18 protein-coding genes and 1 pseudogene are annotated in these 20681 nt (G+C 67.9%); 14 read left to right on the top strand and 5 right to left on the bottom strand.

Annotated features, from left to right (window positions below):
• Window positions 1–7 precede the first annotated feature (7 nt).
• Window positions 8–1894 (bottom strand): DNA topoisomerase IV subunit B, encoded by a 1887-nt coding sequence (gene parE, locus MARPU_RS04545; protein WP_005220254.1) that lies wholly within the window; start codon window positions 1892–1894, stop codon window positions 8–10.
• 120 nt (window positions 1895–2014) lie between these two features.
• Here parE and MARPU_RS04540 point away from each other — a divergent pair, with 120 nt between their 5' ends.
• The 11 genes from MARPU_RS04540 to MARPU_RS04490 all read left to right on the top strand — a co-directional run bounded on the left by MARPU_RS04540 (window position 2015) and on the right by MARPU_RS04490 (window position 12876).
• The gene (locus tag MARPU_RS04540; RefSeq protein ID WP_005220253.1) at window positions 2015–2257 is read left to right on the top strand and encodes an exodeoxyribonuclease VII small subunit; all 243 of its coding nucleotides are present in this window, start codon (window positions 2015–2017) and stop codon (window positions 2255–2257) included.
• Window positions 2250–3149 carry a (2E,6E)-farnesyl diphosphate synthase gene (gene ispA, locus MARPU_RS04535; RefSeq protein ID WP_005220252.1) on the top strand — a complete coding sequence of 300 codons (900 nt, stop codon included), beginning with the start codon at window positions 2250–2252 and terminating at the stop codon, window positions 3147–3149. Before MARPU_RS04540 ends, ispA begins: the two co-directional genes overlap by 8 nt.
• 127 nt (window positions 3150–3276) lie before the next feature.
• Window positions 3277–4125: a GTP cyclohydrolase FolE2 gene (gene folE2 / locus MARPU_RS04530; protein WP_005220251.1), complete on the top strand. Its 849-nt coding sequence runs from the start codon at window positions 3277–3279 to the stop codon at window positions 4123–4125.
• A 10-nt stretch (window positions 4126–4135) separates the two neighbouring features.
• Window positions 4136–4858, top strand: a complete 723-nt coding sequence (locus tag MARPU_RS04525) for an alpha/beta fold hydrolase (protein ID WP_005220250.1) — start codon at window positions 4136–4138, stop codon at window positions 4856–4858.
• Window positions 4855–6057 (top strand): Bcr/CflA family multidrug efflux MFS transporter, encoded by a 1203-nt coding sequence (locus MARPU_RS04520; protein WP_005220249.1) that lies wholly within the window; start codon window positions 4855–4857, stop codon window positions 6055–6057. The genes MARPU_RS04525 and MARPU_RS04520 overlap by 4 nt, the downstream gene beginning before the upstream one ends.
• Window positions 6054–6743, top strand: coding sequence for a Crp/Fnr family transcriptional regulator (locus tag MARPU_RS04515; protein ID WP_005220248.1), 690 nt, complete (start codon window positions 6054–6056; stop codon window positions 6741–6743). The genes MARPU_RS04520 and MARPU_RS04515 overlap by 4 nt, the downstream gene beginning before the upstream one ends.
• A gap of 93 nt (window positions 6744–6836) precedes the next feature.
• Window positions 6837–7886 carry a DUF1028 domain-containing protein gene (locus tag MARPU_RS16510; protein ID WP_005220247.1) on the top strand — a complete coding sequence of 350 codons (1050 nt, stop codon included), beginning with the start codon at window positions 6837–6839 and terminating at the stop codon, window positions 7884–7886.
• Window positions 7883–10063, top strand: a complete 2181-nt coding sequence (locus MARPU_RS04505; RefSeq protein WP_005220246.1) for a cation:dicarboxylate symporter family transporter — start codon at window positions 7883–7885, stop codon at window positions 10061–10063. The genes MARPU_RS16510 and MARPU_RS04505 overlap by 4 nt, the downstream gene beginning before the upstream one ends.
• 20 nt (window positions 10064–10083) lie before the next feature.
• Window positions 10084–11127: a glutaminase gene (locus MARPU_RS04500; RefSeq protein WP_005220245.1), complete on the top strand. Its 1044-nt coding sequence runs from the start codon at window positions 10084–10086 to the stop codon at window positions 11125–11127.
• Between the two features lie 69 nt (window positions 11128–11196).
• The gene (locus MARPU_RS04495; RefSeq protein WP_005220244.1) at window positions 11197–11382 is read left to right on the top strand and encodes a YgaP family membrane protein; all 186 of its coding nucleotides are present in this window, start codon (window positions 11197–11199) and stop codon (window positions 11380–11382) included.
• 225 nt (window positions 11383–11607) lie between these two features.
• Complete coding sequence (locus MARPU_RS04490) at window positions 11608–12876, top strand: sensor domain-containing diguanylate cyclase (protein ID WP_198015491.1); 1269 nt, start codon at window positions 11608–11610, stop codon at window positions 12874–12876.
• Here the strand turns inward: MARPU_RS04490 and MARPU_RS04485 are convergent.
• The 3 genes from MARPU_RS04485 to MARPU_RS04475 form a co-directional block, all read right to left on the bottom strand.
• Window positions 12873–13982, bottom strand: a complete 1110-nt coding sequence (locus tag MARPU_RS04485) for an osmoprotectant NAGGN system M42 family peptidase (RefSeq protein ID WP_005220242.1) — start codon at window positions 13980–13982, stop codon at window positions 12873–12875. The two genes, MARPU_RS04490 and MARPU_RS04485, sit on opposite strands and share 4 nt — an antisense overlap.
• A complete protein-coding gene (ngg, locus tag MARPU_RS04480) occupies window positions 13979–15727 on the bottom strand; it encodes an N-acetylglutaminylglutamine synthetase (RefSeq protein WP_005220241.1) in 1749 nt (582 codons plus the stop codon). The genes MARPU_RS04485 and ngg overlap by 4 nt, the downstream gene beginning before the upstream one ends.
• Before the next feature lie 193 nt (window positions 15728–15920).
• Complete coding sequence (locus tag MARPU_RS04475) at window positions 15921–17696, bottom strand: N-acetylglutaminylglutamine amidotransferase (RefSeq protein ID WP_005220240.1); 1776 nt, start codon at window positions 17694–17696, stop codon at window positions 15921–15923.
• A 444-nt stretch (window positions 17697–18140) separates the two neighbouring features.
• On the opposite strand from MARPU_RS04475, the gene folE reads away from it, so the two are divergent.
• Window positions 18141–18779, top strand: a complete 639-nt coding sequence (gene folE / locus MARPU_RS04470; protein WP_005220239.1) for a GTP cyclohydrolase I FolE — start codon at window positions 18141–18143, stop codon at window positions 18777–18779.
• Between the two features lie 15 nt (window positions 18780–18794).
• Here the strand turns inward: folE and MARPU_RS04465 are convergent, their stop codons facing one another.
• Window positions 18795–19418, bottom strand: a complete 624-nt coding sequence (locus tag MARPU_RS04465; RefSeq protein ID WP_232229498.1) for a response regulator — start codon at window positions 19416–19418, stop codon at window positions 18795–18797.
• A 413-nt stretch (window positions 19419–19831) separates the two neighbouring features.
• Between MARPU_RS04465 and MARPU_RS18070 the strand changes: the two are divergent.
• Window positions 19832–20125, top strand: a pseudogene (locus MARPU_RS18070) (PAS domain-containing protein); the annotation flags it as partial.
• On the top strand, window positions 20126–20626 hold the full coding sequence (locus tag MARPU_RS04460; protein WP_269634389.1) for a diguanylate cyclase domain-containing protein: 501 nt from the start codon (window positions 20126–20128) through the stop codon (window positions 20624–20626).
• Window positions 20627–20681 lie beyond the last annotated feature (55 nt).

Below are 20681 nucleotides of genomic sequence, written 5' to 3'. Positions count from 1 at the left end.
GCCGGCCTCAGAACTCAGCCAGGTCGCCCTTGCGCTGCAGCCAGCGGCGTCGATCGGCGGCGCGACGCTTGGCCAGCAGCATGTCGAGCAGCTCGCCGCTGCCGTCCTCCGGGTCGACGGTGAGCTGCACCAAGCGCCGGGTGTCCGGGGCGATGGTGGTCTCGCGCAGCTGCGCCGGGTTCATCTCGCCGAGTCCCTTGAAACGCTGCACACCGACCTTGCCGCGGATGCCCTCGGCGGCGATGCGATCGAGCACCCCACGCTTCTCGTCCTCGTCGAGGGCGTAGAACACCTGCTTGCCAACATCGATGCGATAGAGCGGAGGCATCGCCACGTAGACGTGCCCCTCGGCGACCAGTCGGGGGAAATGACGCAGGAAGAGCGCGCACAGCAGGGTGGCGATATGGGCACCGTCGGAATCGGCGTCGGCGAGAATGCAGACCTTGCCGAAACGCAGCCGCGAGAGGTCCTCGCTGCCCGGATCGACACCGATGGCCACAGCGATGTCGTGCACCTCCTGCGAGGCGAGCACCTCGGCGGGGTCGACCTCCCAGGTGTTGAGGATCTTGCCGCGCAGCGGCAGGATCGCCTGGAACTCGCGATCGCGCGCCTGCTTGGCCGAGCCCCCGGCCGACTCGCCCTCGACCAGGAACAGCTCGCTACGCTCGGGGTCGGTGGCGGTGCAGTCGGCGAGTTTGCCCGGCAGTGCCGGCCCCTGGGTGACCTTCTTGCGGGTGACGGTGCGCCCGGCGCGCAACCGCGCCTGGGCCGCACCGATGGCCAGCTCGGCAATACGCTCGCCGGCCTCGACGTGCTGGTTGAGCCACAGGCTGAAGGCGTCCTTGACCACCCCGGAGACGAAGGCCGCGCATTCACGCGAAGACAGTCGCTCCTTGGTCTGGCCGGAGAACTGGGGGTCGATCAGCTTGACCGAGAGGATGTAGGCGATGCGGCTCCAGACATCGTCCGGGGTCAGACGCACGCCGCGCGGGAGCAGATTGCGGAACTCGCAGAACTCGCGCACCGCCTCGGTCAGGCCGGTGCGCAAGCCATTGACATGGGTGCCGCCCTGCAGCGTCGGGATGAGGTTGACATAGCTCTCGGCCACCGGCTCGCCGCCCTCGGGCAACCACACCAGCGCCCAGCTCGCCGCCTCATTGGTACCCTGCATGTCGCCGACGAAGGGCCGCTCCGGCAGCCGCTCGGTGTCGCCCAGTGCCTGGCACAGATAGTCCTCGAGTCCGTCCTGATAGCACCACTGATATTCCTCGTCGGCGGCCTCGTCGCGCAGCCGCACCTCGAGTCCGGGGCACAGCACTGCCTTGGCGCGCAGCAGATGGATCAGTGCGCGCACCGCGATCCGGGGGCTGTCGAAGTACTTGGGGTCGGGCCAGAAGCGCAGCCGGGTGCCGGTATTGTTGCGCCCGACAGGGCCGACCACGGCCAGCTCGCTGACCTTCTCGCCGTCGGCGAAGGCCATGTGGTACTCCTGCCCGCCGCGACGCACCCATACCTCGAGGCGGTTGGCGAGGGCGTTGACCACCGAGACGCCGACCCCGTGCAGGCCGCCGGAGAAACGATAGCTGCCGCTGCCGAACTTGCCCCCGGCATGGAGCTTGGTGAGGATCACCTCGACGCCCGGTTGGCCGAGTTGGGGGTGCAGATCGACCGGCATGCCACGACCGTCGTCGGCGACCTCCAGCGAGCCGTCGGCGAACACCACCACCTCGATGCGCCTGGCATGGCCGGCGAGCGCCTCGTCGACGCTGTTGTCGATCACCTCCTGGGCGAGGTGATTGGGGCGGGTGGTGTCGGTGTACATCCCGGGGCGCTTGCGCACCGGGTCGAGACCGCTAAGGACCTCGATGGCTGAGGCGTCGTAGTTGCCGGTCATGGCCGTGCTGGATCTTCCTGTGGCGGGGTGATGGACGAGAATGGGCGGTGCGCAAGACGCGCTGGTTTGACCACTCAACCGACCTACGGTACCGTACCTGCAAACACCGGTTCAAACCCGATGACGAAAGCCCCCGAGCACTCCCCGCCAACCTTCGAACAGGCACTCGCCGAACTGGAGTCGATCGTCGACGCCCTCGAGCAGGACGAGATGACGCTCGAGCAGTCACTCGACGCCTTCGAGCGTGGCATCGGCCTCACCCGCACCTGTCAACAGGCACTGGAGACGGCCGAGCAACGGGTGCGCATCCTCACCGACACTCGGCCGGACGCCGAGCCAGAAGCCTTCGACACCCATGACTGAGACCAATCTGGACGCCTTCCGCTCGCGCTACCAGGCGCGCGTCGAGAACACGCTCGAGCAACTGCTGCCGAGCACCAGCGTGGAGCCGGCTCGCCTGCACGAGGCCCTGCGCTATACCGTGCTCGGTGGCGGCAAGCGCATCCGCCCGCTGCTGACCTACGCCGCCGGCGAGGCGCTCGCCATCGACCCCGAGCTGCTCGACCGACCGGCCTGCGCGGTGGAGCTGATCCACGCCTACTCGCTGATCCACGACGACCTCCCGGCGATGGACGACGACGACCTGCGTCGCGGCCAGCCGACCTGTCACCGCGCCTATGACGAGGCCACCGCGATCCTCGCCGGCGACGCCCTGCAGACGATCGCCTTCCAGGCGCTAGCCGAGGCCCCGGGACTCTCCGCCGCGAGCCGGGTGGGCATGGTCGCGGCGCTGGCGCGTGCCAGCGGCTCGCGCGGCATGGTCGGGGGCCAGGCGCTCGACCTCGCCGCCGAGGGCGAGGGCACCCAGCTCGACGTCGCCATGCTCGAGCACATCCACATCCACAAGACCGGCGCACTGATCCGCGCCTCGGTGCAGATGGCCCTGCTCGCCCGCAGCGATGCCACCGACGACCAGCGCGAGCGGCTCGATCGCTATGCCAAGTGCATCGGCCTGGCCTTCCAGATCCAGGACGACGTGCTCGACGTCGAGGGCGACACCGCGCTCATCGGCAAGACCGCCGGACGCGACCAGGTGCTCGAGAAGGCCACCTATCCGTCGCTGGTCGGACTCGCCCAGGCCAAGGCGATGGCCCGTGAACTGACCGACGAGGCACTCTCGGCGATCAGCATCTTCGGCGCGCGCGCCGCCGCGCTCACCGCCATCGCCGAGGGGCTGAGCACCCGGCGCAGCTGAGAAACCCGTCACCGCCCGGGGCCGTCCCGGGCGACTGTCGACACCAGACCCATTGTCTTGTCGCCGCAACACCCCCACGGTTTGCGGTGATACCTCTTTTCCGCCGATCCGTCGAGGAAGCGAACCCATGGAGCATGTGCTCGAGTCCAACCGTTGCAACGCGACTGCCGATATCGCCGACGTCCAGGGGAGCGCCGATACCCGTCGCATCGCCATCGACAAGGTCGGCATCAAGGACATTCGTCACCCGGTGCGGGTGCGTGACCGCAGCGGCAGTGAGCAGCACACGGTGGCGACCTTCAACATGTACGTCTACCTGCCTCACGATTTCAAGGGCACGCACATGTCGCGCTTCGTGCAGGTGCTCAACAACCACGAACGCGAGATCAGCATCGCCTCGTTCAAGGAGATGCTGATCGAGATGTCGACCCGGCTCGAGTCCGAGGCCGGGCACATCGAGATGCGCTTCCCCTTCTTCATGAGCAAGCGCGCGCCGGTCTCCGGGGTGGAGAGCCTGCTCGACTACGAGGTCACGCTGATCGGCGAGATCCGCGACGGCGAGCCGGCGCTGCAGGTCAAGGTGGTGATCCCGGTCACCAGCCTGTGCCCTTGCTCGAAGAAGATCTCGGCCTATGGTGCACACAACCAGCGCTCGCACGTCACCCTGCAGGTACGCATGCGCGACTTCATCTGGATCGAGGAGCTGATCGAGATGGTCGAGGCGGAGGCCTCCTCCGAGCTGTTCGGCCTGCTCAAGCGCCCGGACGAGAAGTACGTCACCGAGCACGCTTACGACAACCCGAAGTTCGTCGAGGACCTGGTGCGCGACGTCGCCAAGCGCCTCAACGAGGACGATCGCATCCTCTACTACGTGGTCGAGGCGGAGAACTTCGAGTCGATCCACAACCACTCGGCCTATGCCCTGATCGAGCGCGACAAGGAGGCCGAGGCCCGCACCGCCGAGGCCTCGCTCTGACCATTCCGGCGTGAGCACACCGCGTCGCCTGCTGCTACACGGCTTCACCGGCACCGCCGCCGACTGGGCGACGCGCTGCGCGCGCGACCCCGAGGCGCTGGCCATCGACCTCCCCGGTCACGGCGCCGCCCCGCCCCCACGGGGCGACTTCGCCAGCACCATCGCCGAGCTGCTCGCGCAGCTACCGCCCTCGATCGACGAGCTGATCGGCTACTCGCTCGGTGGCCGGGTCGCACTCGGCCTGCTCCAGGCCGCGCCCGAGCGCTTCCGTCGCGCCACCCTGATCTCCGCCCATCCCGGACTCACCGACCCGGCGGCACGCGCGCGCCGTCGCGCCGCCGACCGGCGCTGGATCGAGCTGCTGCGCCAACAGGGTATCGGCGCCTTCGTCGAGGCCTGGGAGCAGCTGCCGCTGTTCGCCACCCAGGCCCGTGTCGCGCCCGCCGCGCTCGCCCGTCAGCGCGACCGGCGTCTCACCCAAGACCCCGAGGGGCTGGCCGCCGCGCTCGCCGTACTCGGACTCGGCGAGATGCCGCCGACCTGGCGCACCCTCGCCCGTCACCCCGGTCGGCTGCGCTGGATCGTCGGCGCGCGTGACGCCAAGTTCCTCGCGCTGGCGCGCCGGGTGGCGACACTGCGCCCCCGACTCGAACTCCTGGTCGTCTCCGGCGCCGGACACAACCCGCTGATCGAGACCCCGACGCGTCTCGATGCATTGCTCGCGCCACGATGAACCGCGCCATCGCCCCGACCAGCCCCGCGCTCATCCTCCCCCTCGCGCTGCTCGCGGCGCTGACCCCCTTCGCCATCGACATGTACCTGCCCGGGCTGCCCGAGATCGCCCGTGCGCTCGACGGACCAATCGCACTGGCGCAGCTCAGCGTGGCCATCTATCTCGGTGTCTTCGCCTTCGCCCAGTTGGTCATCGGCCCGCTCTCCGACGTGCTCGGTCGGCGCCTGATCATCAGCGCCGGACTGGGGCTGTTCATGACCGCGGCGCTCGGCTGCGCCCTGGCACCGAGCCTGCCGGTGCTGATCGGCGCGCGCGCATTCCAGGCCCTCGGCGGCGCAGCGGTGGCGGTCACGGTGCCGGCGCTGGTGCGCGATCTCTACGACAAGGAGGACTATGCCCGCGTCATGGCGCTGATCATGCTGGTGATGTCCTTCGCACCGCTGGTCGCCCCCACCCTGGGGGCGCTGGTGATCGGTCTCGGCGGCTGGCGCGCGGTGTTCATCGCGCTGCTGGCGATCGGCGCGGTGGCGCTGGCGCTGTTCCTCGCGCTGATCCCCGAGACCCTGCCCCGCCAGCACCGTCACCGTCTCGACCTCGGCCACATCCTGCGCAATTATCTGCGGCTGTTCGGCCATCGCGCCGCACTCGCCTACCTGCTCGCCGGCGCCAGCAGCTTCTCCGGGATGATGGTGTTCATCGTCGCCTCGCCCTATGTCTATATCGAGTATTACGGTCTCGGTGCCGGCCAGTTCGGGTTGGTGTTCGCCGCCAACGTCGCCCTGACCATGGTGACGGCGACCCTCAATGCCCGACTGATCCCCCGACTCGGCGCCGATCGTCTGCTCGGCTTCGGACTCGCCACCCAGGCAACGGTGGCGCTGGCGGCGCTGGCGCTCGTCGTCCACGGCGCGCCACCGATCTGGTTGCTGGCACCGACCACCGCGCTCTATCTCGGCATGATGGGGCTGGTGCTAGGGAACGCCACCGCCGGCTTCATGAGCTTCTTCCCGCGTCTGGCCGGGACCGCATCGGCGCTCGCCGGTGCCGCGCGCTTCGGCGCCGGCGCCGCGGTGGCCACCCTGATCAGCCTAGTCCACGACGCCAGCCCGACGCCACTGCTGCTGGGCATGGCCGGCAGCGGACTGGGCGCGCTGCTGTTGTTCCATCTCATCCGTCCGCGCCAGGCTCTCCCGTCATGATCCAGGATCCTCGACAACGGGCACGACTGCTCGAACACTTCGCCTTTCTACGCACCGCCGAGCGCGATTTCCGCGAGGGCTTCTTCGGCCGCGCCGTCACCGCGCGGCTACCGGCCGGGCACATCATCTGTCACGACGGCGGCAGCTGCGCGCAGCTGGCGCTGGCCTTGGCGGGCACGGCCCGGATCTACAAGCTCGGCGAGAACGGCCGCGAGGTCACTCTCTATCGCATCGGTCCGGGCGAGAGCTGCGTGGTCACCGCTGCCTGCATCCTCAGCGAACGCCCTTTCCCCGCCTTCGCGGTGTGCGAGACCGAGATTGAGGCGGTGGTCGTCGGCGCCGCCGATGTCCGGCGCTGGATGGCCGTCTCGGCGCCCTGGCGTGAGTTCGTCTTCGGGCTGGTCGCCGATCGACTCGGCGAAGTCTTCGGGGTGCTCGACGCGATCCTCTTCAAGCCGCTCGACCAGCGCCTCGCGGCCTTGCTGCTGCATCGCTGGCACGCCGCCGGACGACCGGCGACGCTGCACACCACTCACCAGGCGCTGGCCGTCGAACTCGGCAGCTCGCGCGAGGTGATCACCCGACTGCTCGGCGAACTCGAGGAGCGCGGCGCGCTGCGTACCGGACGCGGGCGCATCGAGCTGCTCGAACCCCGTCTGCTCGAGGCACACGACACGATGGACTAAGGACTCCGGCCTGGATCGGCACTCGGCAACCCGGACACAAAGCGTTACTATCTGGACTCCATCGACGCTGACACGCCAGGACAGACGCCCCTCATGGCTCGCTTCCTCCCTGCTCCGGCCCGCGCTGGTCTCTCGCTCGTCTCGCTGATGCTGGGACTCGGCATCGCCCTCCCGACCGAAGCCACCTTCTCGATCGTCGCCCGTGACCCGGCGACCGCGACGCTCGGGGTCGCGGTGCAGTCGAAATACTTCGGCGTCGGCACCGTCGTCCCTCATGCCCGCGCCGGGGTCGGCGCCCTGGCCACCCAAGCCCGGGGCAGCCTGGAGCACGGTCGCCGTGGCCTGGCACTGCTCGCCGAAGGGGTCGGCCCGACCGAGACCCTGCGCCGACTGCTCGCCGACGACCCGCTGCGCGCCGAGCGCCAGCTCGGCATCATCACGCCCCAGGGCACACCACTGACCCACAGCGGCGACCAAACCCTGCCGTGGTCGGGCGGGCGCACCGGCATGCACTATGCCGTACAGGGCAACCTGCTCGCCGGTCCCGAGGTGGTGGCGGCGATGGCCGCCGCCTTCGAGTCGACCCCGGGCGCCCTGTCCTCACGACTGGTCGCCGCACTCGCCGCCGGTCAGGCCGCCGGCGGCGATCAGCGCGGACGCCAGTCCGCGGCGTTGCTGGTGGTGCGTGCCGGGGCCGGCTATCAGGGCGAGAGCGACCGCCTCGTCGACCTGCGTGTCGACGACCACCCGGCGCCGATTCGCGAACTCGGACGCCTGCTCGACATCCGTCTCGCCCAGCTCGCCCTCGCGCGCTGTCAGGCACTTCTCGGCGCGGGCGAGGCGACCACCGCCGAGGACCTCGCCCGAGCCCATGCCGAGGCCCTGCGCGCGACCCGGCTCGACCCTCGCAACGATAACGCCTGGCTCACCCTGGCGATGCTCGAGACGGCCCGCGGGGCACCGGCGGCGGCGGCCGCGGCGGGCCGTCACGCGCTGCTGCTCAACCCGCTGCTCAAGCGGCGGCTCGACGCCGCTGGCGGTGAGCACGGCCTCCCGCCGACCTTGCTCCAACGGCTGCTCGAGAACCCCGGATTCCACGACCTGTGGAGCGCATTGCCAAGCCCCGAGGAGTCGGCGCGATGAACCGACGCAGACGCCAGCTCCCGCGGCTCGGGCTCTCCACCCAGGTGATCATCGGGCTGGTGACGGGCATCCTCGCCGGGCTGTTCTTCGGCGAGTCGGTGGCAGTCGTCGAGCCGCTCGGCACCATCTTCATCGGCCTGCTGCAGATGACGGTGATCCCTTACATCGTGGTCTCGCTGATCGCCGCCATCGGCCGTCTGCGCATGCCACAGATCCGCCTGCTCGCGCTCAAGGGCGGCGGCTTGATCCTGGTGTTCTGGGGACTGATCCTGGCGGTGGTGGCACTGATGCCGCTGGGTTATCCCGACTGGGTCTCGGCCTCCTTCTACAGCTCCACCCTGCTCGCCGAACCACCACCGACCGACCTGCTCGCGCTCTATATCCCCGCCAACCCCTTCGCCTCGCTCGCCGAGGGGGTAATCCCGGCGATCGTGCTGTTCAGCATCGCCATGGGGCTGGCCACGGCGATGCTCGACGACAAGCAGCTGGTGGTGCAAAGCCTCGAGCAGTACGCCCACGCGCTGATGCTGATCGCCCAGTTCGTCGCCCGCCTGGCGCCCATCGGGGTGTTCGCGCTGACCGCGGTCGCCGCCGGCACCATCAGCATCGAGGAGTTCGGCCGTCTCCAGGTCTATATCGTCACCTATATCGCCATGGCCCTGCTGCTGAGTCTGTGGGTGGTGCCGGGGCTGGTCTCGGCGCTGACCCCGTTCGGCTTCGCCGAGACCCTGCGCAGCACCCGCGACGCCCTGGTGACCGCCTTCGCCACCGGCTCGCTGCTGATCGTGCTGCCGCTGCTCGCCGAGTCGACCAAGGACATCCTCGAGCGTGCCGGGGTCGATCGCGAGCGCGCCTCCGGGGTGGTCGACGTGATCACCCCGATCAACTTCAACATCCCCAACCTCGGCAAGCTGATCGCGCTCTCCTTCGTGCTCTTCGCCGGCTGGTTCGCCGGCAACGACATCGCCCCGGGACACTATCCCGAGTTCCTCGCCTCGGGGCTGCTGAGCTTCTTCGGCGAGGTGGTGATCGCCCTGCCCTTCTTGCTCGATCTGATGCAGATCCCGGCGGACATGTTCAACCTGTTCGTCACCGTCGACGTCTTCACCGGGCGTTTCGGCACCCTGCTCGCCGGTGTCCACACGGTGGCGCTGTCACTGCTGGTGACCGCCTCGGTGGTCGGCATCCTCAAGGTCCGCTGGCGCCGGCTCGGGCTCTTTCTCGGCGCCACGGCGGTGTTGCTGAGCGCCACCCTGATGGCGATCAACCTGTTCTTCACCCACTTCGTCGAGAACCGCTACACCAAGGACGACGCGGTGCGCACCATGCCTCTGATGGAGGCCCCCTGGCCGAGCACCGAGGTGTTCGGGCGCGATGAGGCGGACGCGCCACCGCCCTCCACCAGCGCCGGGTCGACGCTCGATCGCATCGAGGCGCGCCAGCTGCTGCGCGCCTGCTACGTCCCCGAGCTGCTACCGCAGTCCTATCGCGGCGCCGACGGCACCCTGATCGGTCACGACATCGAGCTGATGCACCGTCTCGCCGCCACCCTGGGGGTCAAGCTCGAACTGATCGCGATCGAGCGTACCCGTTTCATCGAGCGACTCGACAGCGGTTGGTGCGATCTCATCGGTACCGGACTGACCATCACCCCGGAGCGGGCGCGCCGGGCGAGTTTCACCACGCCCTATGTCACCGACGGACTGGCCTTCGTGGTCCCGGACCAGCAGCGCAAGCTGTTCGCCAGCGTCGAGCAACTGCGCGAGCAGCCCGGACTGCGCATCGCCGTACTCAGTGGACTGGGGCTCTACGAGTCACACATCCGCCGTCTGCTGCCCGAGGCCGAGATCGTGCGTCTGCAACGCATCGAGGATTTCTTCGCGGCATCCGACCAGGCGCATGCCCTGGTCACCCTGGCGATGATCGGCTCCAGCCACACCCTGCTGCACCCGAGCTACAGCCTGGTGGTCCCCAAGCCGGTGGCGCGTATCCCGCTGGCCTTCGCGCTCGCACGCAACGACACCCTGTTCAAGGCCTATCTCGACAACTGGCTGCTACTGCAACAGCAGGGCGGAGCGCTCACCCGTCTCTACGACTACTGGGTGCTCGGCCACGGGGTGGCCGAGTCGCGCGAACGCTGGTCGATCGCGCGCGATCTACTCGGCTGGATCGACTGATGAGACCACGGAGGTCATCGATGCGCGCACTGTCGGCCCTCGTCCTCGCGCTGTTGCTCGGCGGCTGTGCCGCACCGACACAACCGCCCGCGACATCGGAGACGATCCCAGCGCCAAGCGCACCGACACCGGCCCAGCCCCGGCTCGCCGCCGATCTGCGCGCGGTCGCCGCCGACCTGCGCGACAACCATGATGGCGAGGTCTATGCCGGAGCGGTGGCGGGAACCCGCGCCGAGGACCTGGCGATCGCGCTGACCCTGGTCGACGGTCGCACCCTGGAGGTCGGCCGTACCGACACGCGCTTTCCGCTGATGTCGGTCTCCAAGCCTTTCACCTACGCCCTGGCGCTGGAGCAACGCGGCGCCGGGTTCATGCGCGCGCGGATCGGCACCAATGCCACCGGCCTGCCTTACAACTCGCTGGCCGCCGGCGCGATCCGCCCGAGCACGGCGCAGAACCCGCTGGTCAACGCCGGTGCCATTGCCACCCACAGCTATCTGCGCGGCCCCGATCCGGCCACCAAGCGCGCCCGGCTGCTCGAGTTCTACGCGCGACTGGCCGGCCGCCCACTGGCCATCGAGTCGGCATGGCGCGCCACGCCACGCGCCCAGACCTACGCCCTGGCCTATCAGATGCAGGCGGCCGAACGCCTCGAGGGCGAGGTCGAGGATGCCGTCTCGCGTTATCTCGAGGCCTGTATCGTCGCCGTCGACGTCGCCGCACTCGCCCACATGGGCGCGACCCTGGCCAACGCCGGGATCGCGCCTGGCGGGGATGAGCGCATCATCACTGCCGCTCATGCCCGCGACGTCCTGGCGCTGATGACGATCGCCGGGATGTACGAGGACAGCGGCCGCTGGTGGCAGCGGGTGGGGCTGCCGGCCAAGAGCGGGGTGAGCGGCGCGATCCTCGCCGTGGTCCCCGGCTGGGGGGCGATCGCCGCCTACTCGCCGCGGCTCGACGCTGCGGGCAACAGCGTGCGCGCGGCACTCGCCATCGAACAGCTGGCCACCCGCTGGCGGCTCCACGGTGTCGAGCGACTGCTCGCCGCCCCCGCTCGGTGACATAGTCACAGAGCACCACGAGGCCGCGCGTTAACCTCTCGACCATCAACCCATCGACGAGGTAACGACATGACCAAGAACATCGGCTCCACCGACCGCAACATCCGTCTGGCCATCGGCGCAGTGCTGCTGCTCTGGGGCCTGTTCACCCTGAACTGGCTCGGCGCCATCGGCCTGGTACCGGTGGTCACCGCACTGATCGGCTGGTGCCCGGCCTACGCGCCCTTCGGCATCAACACCGCCGCCAAGGACTGATCGTCGGCGACAACACCCGGATCGGGGTCACGGCATCAGGCGCCGGTTGATGCACCTGACCCCGATCTCACGTATCCTGTAGCTGTCAACCCGGTCAAACACGATCGATGGACGCCACGGGAGATGCGAGGACACCGGCCAGCGCCGGCATCAGGATAGGCCTCTCCCCCATCCTTGAACCTGGACGCCCGGCTGGACAGTGCCATGCGTCCGAGCCGCCCCGCCATGGCCGAACACGACCTACCGAACGGCGCCCTCCCCTCCGATGAATTGCTCGCGGTGCTCAACGAGGCACTGACCAGCGTTATCATCACCACGGCCGAACTCGACGACGACCACCCCAGGATCCTTTACGTCAACAAGGCCTTCGAGCGCATGACCGGTTACGCGCGCGCGGAGCTGATCGGACGCACACCACGCATCCTCCAGGGCGAACGCACCGAGCGCGCGGTGCTCGACCGACTGCGCCACAACCTCGAGCAGGGTGAGGAGTTCTCCGGCCAGACCGTCAACTACCGCAAGGACGGCACACCCTACTGGGTGTCTTGGAACATCACCCCGATCCGCGACCCGGACGGCAGCATCCGTTACTTCTTCTCCAACCAGAAGGACGTCACCGAGGAGGTGCGGCTACGCCGGGCACTCGAGCACGAGCGCGCGTTGCTCGCCCAGATCATCGATCTCAATCCGGCGATGATCGGGATCAGCGACGGTCAGATACTCAGACAGGGCAATGCCGCACTGCGCGAGTATTTCGGCATCACCGACATGGCCGCCTTCCAGCGCGAGCACGGCTGTATCTGCCACTACTTCAAGATGCTCGACGGGCGTCCCTTCACCCCCTCGCCGACCTGGATCGAGGAGCTGGCGGCATGCGGGCCGGTCAAGCTCCAGGTGGAACGTGACGGACGCCGCGGCTATCTGCTCGCCGAATGCCGAGAGCTGCCAGATGTCGGTGGCTTCGTGCTCACCCTGCACGACATCACCGACGCCGAACTGGCGCATTGTCGTGCGCTGGAGCAGGCCGAGCGCGACCCCTTGACCGGGTTGCTCAACCGCCGCGGACTCGACCGAGCGCTGGCGCGCACCCATGGCCGAGCCTGTGAGTACGCGGCCGTGTTCATCGATCTCGATCACTTCAAGCGGATCAACGACGAACTCGGGCACGATCGCGGCGACGCGGTGCTCCAGGCCGTCGCCGGGGTGCTGTGTCAGCACACTCGCAAGAGCGACCTGTGTGCGCGCTGGGGGGGCGAGGAGTTCCTGCTGGTGCTGCCCTACAGCAACCTGAGAGACGGCGAGCGAGCCGCCGAAAAGCTGCGGCGGGCGATCGCCAACGAAAGCGCGGTACTCACCACCGCCAGTCTCGGGGTCAGCCAGGGCCGGCCCGGCGAACCGCTCGAGCAAACACTGGCGCGCGCCGATCAGGCGGTCTATCGCGCCAAGCACAGCGGCCGTAACCGCGTGGTCTGTCTCGCTCCCGACGAGGATTAGCCCGGCTGGGTCGGGAAGCCGGCGCGCGGCCCCATCTCGTAGCGGTCGCGACTGAACAGCGGCGGTGCCTGCATGTAGACCCCGACCAACCGCGCCAGCGACTCCAGGGCATCGAGATGGATGCGCTCGTAACCGTGCGAGGCATCGACCCCGAAGGTCACCAGCGCGGTACGCACGTCATTGCCGGCCTCGAGCGCGGCGGCGCTGTCGGAACGGTAATAGCGGAAGACATCACGCTGGTGGGGGATGGAGAACTCCTGGCAGAGCTGGATGACGCGATGGGTGAGGTGGTAGTCGAAGGGGCCGCTCTGGTCGGCCATCGCGATGGTCACCCCGAACTCGCTCGAGTTCTGTCCCGGCGCAGTGGTGCCGTTGTCGATGGTGAGCATCTCGGCGACATCCTGATGCAGCGCCGCCGAGGCGCCGGAACCGACCTCCTCGGAGATGGTGAACAACGGGTGACAGTCGACCGGCAGATCGGGACACTCGCGCTGCACCGCCTCGATGGTCGCCAGCAACACCGCGGCACCGGCCTTGTCGTCGAGATGCCGGGCATTGATGAAGCCGGTATCGGTGATCTCCGGGCAGGTGTCGATGGCGAGGAAGTCGCCGACGTGCACGCCCAGGCGCAGCAGCCCATTCAGGTCCGAGACCCGAGAGTCGATACGGAACTCGACGTGATCCCAGCCCCCGGGCTGATTGTCGATCTCGGGTCCGAAGGTGTGTCCGGAGGCCTTCATCGGCAGGATGGTGCCGCGGAGCTGACCGGTATCGGTGAACAGGGTCGCGCGCGCGCCCTCGGCAAAGCGCGCATTCCAGTGCCCCACAGGCACCAGCTGCAAGCGACCGTTCTCCTTGAGTCCCTTGACCATGGCACCGAGGGTGTCGATGTGGGCGACCACGGCACGGTCGGGCTGTGACACCCGCCCTTTCAGGGTGGCGCGGATCGCCCCGCGACGGGTCAGCTCGAAGGGTACGCCGAGGCGCTCGAGTTCCTCGCACACCAGATGGACCACCCGATCGGTATAACCCGAGGGGCTGGGTGTGAACAACAGCTTCAGCAGGATATCGACCAGATAATTCGAGTCGATGGCGGGTAACTTCAAGAGAACTCCTCCCGGGTCGCGGTCTGCGGGAACAACAGATCGACGAAGCGTTCGGCGGTCGGCTGCGGCTCGTGGTTGGCCAACCCCGGACGCTCGTTGGCCTCGATGATCACATACTCGGGCTCGGAAACCGAGGGCACGATGAGATCGAGCCCGGTCACCGGGATATCGAGCGCGCGCGCCGCGGCCTCGGCGGCCTCGGCGAGCGCCGGGTGCAACTCGGCGGTGACGTCGTGGATGGTCCCGCCGGTATGCAGGTTGGCGGTCTTGCGCACCTGCAGTACCTGCCCCTCGGGCAGGATGTGCTCGAGCACGAAACCGGCCTCGCGCACGCAGCGCGAGGTCTCCTCGTCCATCGGGATATTGCTCTCGCCGCCGGTGGCGGCGCGGCGGCGGCGGCTCTGCGCCTGGATCAGGTCGCGAATACTGTGACGCCCGGTGCCGACAACATGCGCCGGGCGGCGGATGGCCGCGGCCACCACCTGATAGTCGATGACGATGATGCGCAGGTCGTGGCCCTCCACGTACTCCTCGAGGATCACCGTCTCGCAGACGCGCCGCGCCGCGCCGATCGCCAGCTCCAATGACTTGGGGTCGCGCACGTCGACGCTGATCCCCGCCCCCTGCTCGCCGCGCGCCGGTTTCACCACCAGGCTACCGAGCCGCGAGAGCAGCGCCTCGGCCTGATCGAGCGCCTGGAAGCGGGCCTGTTCGGGCACCCGCAGCCCGGCATGGCGCAACAGTCGATGGGTGACCGCCTTGTCGTCGCAACGGCTCATCGCCACCGCGCTGGTCATTTCGCTGAGACTCTCGCGACACACCACCCGGCGACCGCCGAGGATCAGCGCGAAATAGCCGGCCTCGGCATCGAGCACCTCGACCCCGATGCCACGTCGCCGCGCCTCCTTGACGATGATGGTGGCATAGGGGTTGAGATCGGCCTCGGGTTGACGTCCCATGAACAATGGCTCGTTGAAGGCGTTCTTGTTCTTGACCGCGAACGCCGGGATGCGGCCGAAGCCGAGCTTCTGGTAGAGACGAATGGCATTGCTGTTGTCGTGGATCACCGAGAGATCGAGGAAGGCGCGACCACGCGCCAGATAGTACTCGATGACCTGACGCACCAGCGTCTCGCCGATTCCCGGATAGGGTGCCTGAGCGTCGACGGCCAGCGCCCACAGGCTAGCACCGTTCTCTGGATCGTCGAAGGCGGCGGCATGATCGACACCGTTGACCACACCGAGCAGCGAGCCGTCCTGCTCGTCTTCCGCGACCCAGTAGGTCAGCACCTTGGAGGTGCGGTTCGCCCAGACGAAGTCCGCCCCAGGCGGCACCATGCCGCGACTGATATAGAGCCGCTGGATCGCCTCGGCGTCGGCGCGGCAGTTGACCAGGCGGATATGGAAACCCTTGGGGCGGCGCTGGCAGGACTGGTAGCGCTCGAACCACAGCCGGAAGGTGTGCGAGGGATCGAGGAAGAGGTCCTGCGGCGCCTGAGCCAGCACCACATGCGGCTCGTTGAGATAGAGCGCCACGTCGCGGGTGCCGGGGCGCTCCTGCTGGAGCGCGCGCGCGATCCCTGCCGGATCGCTGAAGGTCTGTCCGAACAGCAGCCTGCCCCAGCCGCAGTCGACGCTGGCCGACTGCCCCAGGGTCTGATCGGCCCGTGGTCGGCGGTCCCAGTTCTTGACCGATGGGGCACGGCTGCGCTCGAGACGGTGATGGATGCGCTCTTTCATGGTCATGCTGGCTGTCCTGTCTGCGTCACTGGCATGGATCGGATGACGTCGCTCGGGCGCCAGGGCGAAGTCCGGCCGGACGCATCGCATCCGACCGAACCCCAGGCCAAGCGTTCGCGGCCGCCGCGAGGCGGGAGCGAACGCATGATTCAACGCATGCCGGGCGGCCCGGCAGATCGTTCCCTGACACCGCCCGCACTCAGATCCCGTGTTCCTGCAGCCACAGCTCGAGCAGCGCCACCTGCCACAGCTTCGAGCCCCGCAGCGGGGTGATGTGCTCGTCGGGCGCGGCCAGCAGGTGCTCGACATAGTCCGCGCGGAACAGCCCGCGCTCGCGGGCACGGCGCGAGCGCACCAGATCGGTCACCGTCTCCAGCACCTCGCCGCGCAGATACTTCAGCGCCGGGACCGGGAAATAACCCTTGGGACGATCGATCACCTCGCTGGGGATGATCTTGCGTCCGATCGCCTTGAGCACACCCTTACCATCATCGGTGAGCTTGTGCGCGCCGGGCATCCGCGCCGCCAGCTCGACCAGTTCGTGATCGAGGAAGGGCACGCGCGCCTCCAGCCCCCAGGCCATGGTCATGTTGTCGACCCGCTTGACCGGGTCGTCGACCAGCATGATCTGCTGATCGAGCCGCAGCGCCTTGTCGAGCGCGTCGCTGGCGCCAGCGCCAGCGAAGTGCGCGGCGATGAAGGCGCGGCTGTGGTCGGCGCCGTGGAAGCGCGGATCGACCGCCTCGCAGAACTCGGCATGGCTACGATCGCAGAAGGCGCGGGCATAGTCACCGACCGGATCGTTGCTGCCGACCATCGGCGGGTACCAGTGATAGCCGGCGAAGACCTCGTCGGCCCCCTGCCCGCTCTGCACCACCTTGACGTGTTTGGCCACCTCCTGCGAGAGCAGGTAGAAGCCGATGACATCATGGCTGACCATCGGCTCAGACATCGCCCGCACGCAGTTGGGCAGCTCCGGGAGCAGCCGCGCGGCCGAGTCGACACGGATCTTGTGATGGGTGGTGCCGTAATGACGAGCGATGATGTCGGAGTACTGGAACTCATCCCCGGCCTCGCCGCCGACCGACTCGAAGCCGACCGAGAAGGTGTTGAGTCCGCGCTGGCCGTGCTCGGCGAGCAGGCCGACGATGAGGCTCGAATCGAGCCCGCCGGAGAGCAGCACACCGACGTCGACGTCGGCCACCAGGCGGCGCTCGACGGCGGTGCGCAGCGCCGCGAGGACACGCTCCTGCCAGTCCTCGTAGCCGAGTCCGCGTTCCTCGGCCAGCGGCTCGAAGCTCGGCGACCAGTAGCAACGATCGCGCTGACGGCCATCGGGCTCGACGACCCGGATGGTCGCCGGCGCGAGCTTGCGCACCCCGGCGAGCATGGTGTGCGGCGCCGGCACCACCGAGTGGAAGTGCATGTAGTGGTGCAGCGCCACCGGGTCGATCTCGGTGTCGACGCCGCCGCCGGCGAGCAGCGCCGGCAGGGTCGAGGCGAAGCGCAGCCCGCCGGCGACCTCGGCGAGATAGAGCGGCTTGATACCGAGCCGGTCGCGCGCCAGGGTCAGGCGCCCGCTGTCGCGCTCGGCGATGGCGAAGGCGAACATGCCGTGGAAGCGCTCGACACAGGCATCGCCCCAGGCATGGAAGGCCTTGAGCACCACCTCGGTATCGCCCTCGGAGAAGAAGCGATAGCCCTTGGACTCGAGCACGCCGCGCAGCTCACGATAGTTGTAGATGCACCCGTTGAAGGCGATCGACAGCCCCAGCTCGCTGTCGACCATCGGCTGCGCGGCATGGTTGCTCAGGTCGATGATCGACAGCCGGCGATGGGCGAGCGCCACCCGACCCTGCTGCCAGACCCCGTGACCGTCGGGCCCCCGCGGGGTCATGGCCGCATTCATGGCACTCAGGGCGTCGAGATTCGCCGGGAGGTCGTCGAAGCGGATCTCACCGCAGAAACCACACATAGTCAGGTTCTCCTAGGGATTGGGCGAAGACATCCACGGCAGCCGAACGGTGTCGGACTCGAAACGAGAGGACGGCCAATCCACAAGGGGGTGGCTCGCAACGATCAGGGGGAAAGCAGACACGCGACCGTTGGTTGTCAACGGCTCGTGACCCCGGAACGGACTGCACCGCGAGCGGCGCAGGAGGCGAGGAGACTGGCTGGACCGATCGGCTGAGCACTCATGGCCTTTCGTCCGCAGATCTTTGGATTTTGAGAAGAAACGGACCGTTATGTTAACCGACACCGGAACGTGTTTCCACAAACGCCCCGTGTATCGGTCTTGCGTGCACCCTCAGACTATTCCGTTCCACCCCCTCGGCCCCCATTGTCCGATCTGAAGCGGACGCGCCCCCGGCCTCCGTCCGCCCATGTCTTCTATATCAGCAATGGACCAGGCATCCAGATGGCAGAACAAGCGAGAGCCCCGAAGATCGTCACCCACAGTCACTACGCCACCAGCTTCGAGGCCGAGTCGGAGGCGGAGGTCTATGACCCGCGCAAGGAGGGGCTGGTGCGCGAGATGCTCGACGCGCTCGGCGAGGACGCCGAGCGCGAAGGCCTCAAGCGGACCCCGCTGCGCGTAGCCAAGGCGCTCGACTTCCTCACCAGCGGCTACCAGATGTCGGCCGAGGAGATCATCAAGAAGGCGCTGTTCGAGGAGGACGCCAAGGAGATGGTGATCGTGCGCGACATCGAGTTCTACTCGATGTGCGAGCACCACATGCTGCCCTTCTTCGGGCACGCGCACGTCGGCTACCTGCCCAACGGCAAGGTGGTGGGACTGAGCAAGATCGCGCGCGTCGTCGACGTCTTCGCACGCCGGTTGCAGGTGCAGGAGCGTCTGACCAACCAGGTGGCCGATGCCTTGATGGAGCATCTCGGCGCCCATGGCGTGGCGGTGGTGATGGAGGCCAGCCACACCTGCATGATGATGCGCGGGGTCCAGAAGCAGCGCAGCACCACGGTGTCGAGCGCGATGCGCGGCACCTTCGAAAGCGACCCCAGCACCCGCGCCGAGTTCATGTCCTTCGTGCGCGGCTGATCCAGCCCCCTTCGATCAGCCCTGCTCGAGCTGCCACTGCACCGCGTAACGCATCAGTTCGGCAGCCGAGGAGAGCTGTAGCTTGCGCTTGATCTTCTCGCGGTGGGTCTCGATGGTCTTGACGCTGAGGTGCAGCCGCTCGGCCATGCGACCGTTCGACAACCCCTCGCCGATGAGGATGAACACCTGCAGCTCGCGGTCGGTGAGCAGCTCGACCGGGGACTGTGCCGGCATCCGCTTCTGCGCAAAACCCTCGACGAAGCGCTGCTGCATGTCGGCGCTGAGATAGATCCGTCCGGCCAGGGTCTGGCGCACCGCGGCGATCACCTCGTCGATCCCCTTATGCTTGTTGATATAGCCGAGCGCTCCGGCACCGATGGCACGCTCGGCGAACAGCGCCTCCTCGTGTACAGAGCAGACCAGGATGCGGATCTCCGTATCATGGGTTCTGAGTCGCTTGATCAGCTCCAGACCGTTGCCGTCCTCGAGTGAGAGATCGACGACGGTCAGATCCGGCGTGAGATCGCGCACCAGCTGCAACCCCTCGCGCAGCGTCTCGGCCTCGCCACAGACCTCGAGATCCGGTTCGGCGGCGATCAGGCTCGTCAGACCGGCCCGAACCAGCGGATGGTCATCCACGATCAGAATGCGTTTTACAGGCTCGTTCACTTGGAGATACGTCACCGATCAAGACACGTTGCGTGAAGATCGCCCCAGACAGGGGAAACTCGATCGAGATGATCCCCTGATGCCGGCATCAGGGGATCCCTGATCTTAGCGTCATCGTTGCACTGGGACAATGAAACTCGACTTCATCGGCCCGTCCAGCCCCGGCATAGCAGCCTGGCGCGGCGGACGACCGCAGCCTGGCGTCAGCGACCGCCAGGCGGAGATCAACATCCACACGTGCAGCAAGACACTACTCGAAGATGAATTCGCCCGACGTCCATTTCGATCATCATCCGGGGCAGGTCGGCACGCCGCCTTACACCACCGTGCTACATGCCTCCGCCCCCGCAAACCGTGCGCTCGGAGTCTAGCACACAGCGCCCGAGGTACTTGTCTGCATCGATGCCCAGGAGCAGATCGTGCTCTGCGATCATGGCGTCGAACCCCTGTTTGGTCACTCGCCCGAGGCGTTGCGCGGCAACTCCTGGAAAGATCTGGTCGCGCACCAGAGTCAGCAGCGTCTCAGCGACCTGCTGCAGCAGGTCGACACCAGCCGACACCCGGACGGCATCGACCTGGGCCAGGCCGGACTGCTCGGCCTGCACCAGGACGGCGCGCTCTTCCCCCTCGACGGGCGCATCCTGCCGGCGCGCGGCGGCGCCAAGGATGGCTATACCCTGGTACTGCGTCCGGCACCACGTCGTGACGATGGTCGCGACCACTGCCCCCGGGTCGAGCGACCGCACCTCATCGATCTACTCGATCGCGCGCTGCAACAACATCGCCGAGTCAACCGCTCCTGCGCGTTGCTGGTGATCGACATCGCCTTGGGCAGACACCCCGCCAACCCGGCGCACGCCGAGACGATGATGCAGACCTGCATCCAGCGACTGCAGCACGGGCGCCGCCGCCAGGACCGTCTGGCCCGACTCGGCGCCACCCGGCTGGCACTGCTGCTGAGCGAGGTCACCGGCGCGGCCAAGGTCGAGCGCGTAGTCGAGCGCCTGCGCACCACGCTGTCCCAGCCCGTCGAGTCCAGCGGCATCCAGCAGCGCCCCAGCCCACGAATCGGCTTCGCCTGCTATCCCGAGGATGCGATCTGCCCCGCAGCCCTGCTCGAGCAGGGCGAGCGTGACTGCACCGAGCGACATCGCCCAGCGACCATCCTGGTCAGCTGAGCCGTCCACCACCAGCGATCGCCTTTTGAGCGCGCATCTTCTATCCTAACCGCTC

The organism is Marichromatium purpuratum 984 (assembly GCF_000224005.2).
Taxonomy (GTDB): Bacteria; Pseudomonadota; Gammaproteobacteria; order Chromatiales; family Chromatiaceae; genus Marichromatium; species Marichromatium purpuratum.
The sequence above is the reverse complement of the archived record's forward strand: the minus strand, read 5'-3'. Positions and strand labels throughout refer to the sequence as shown.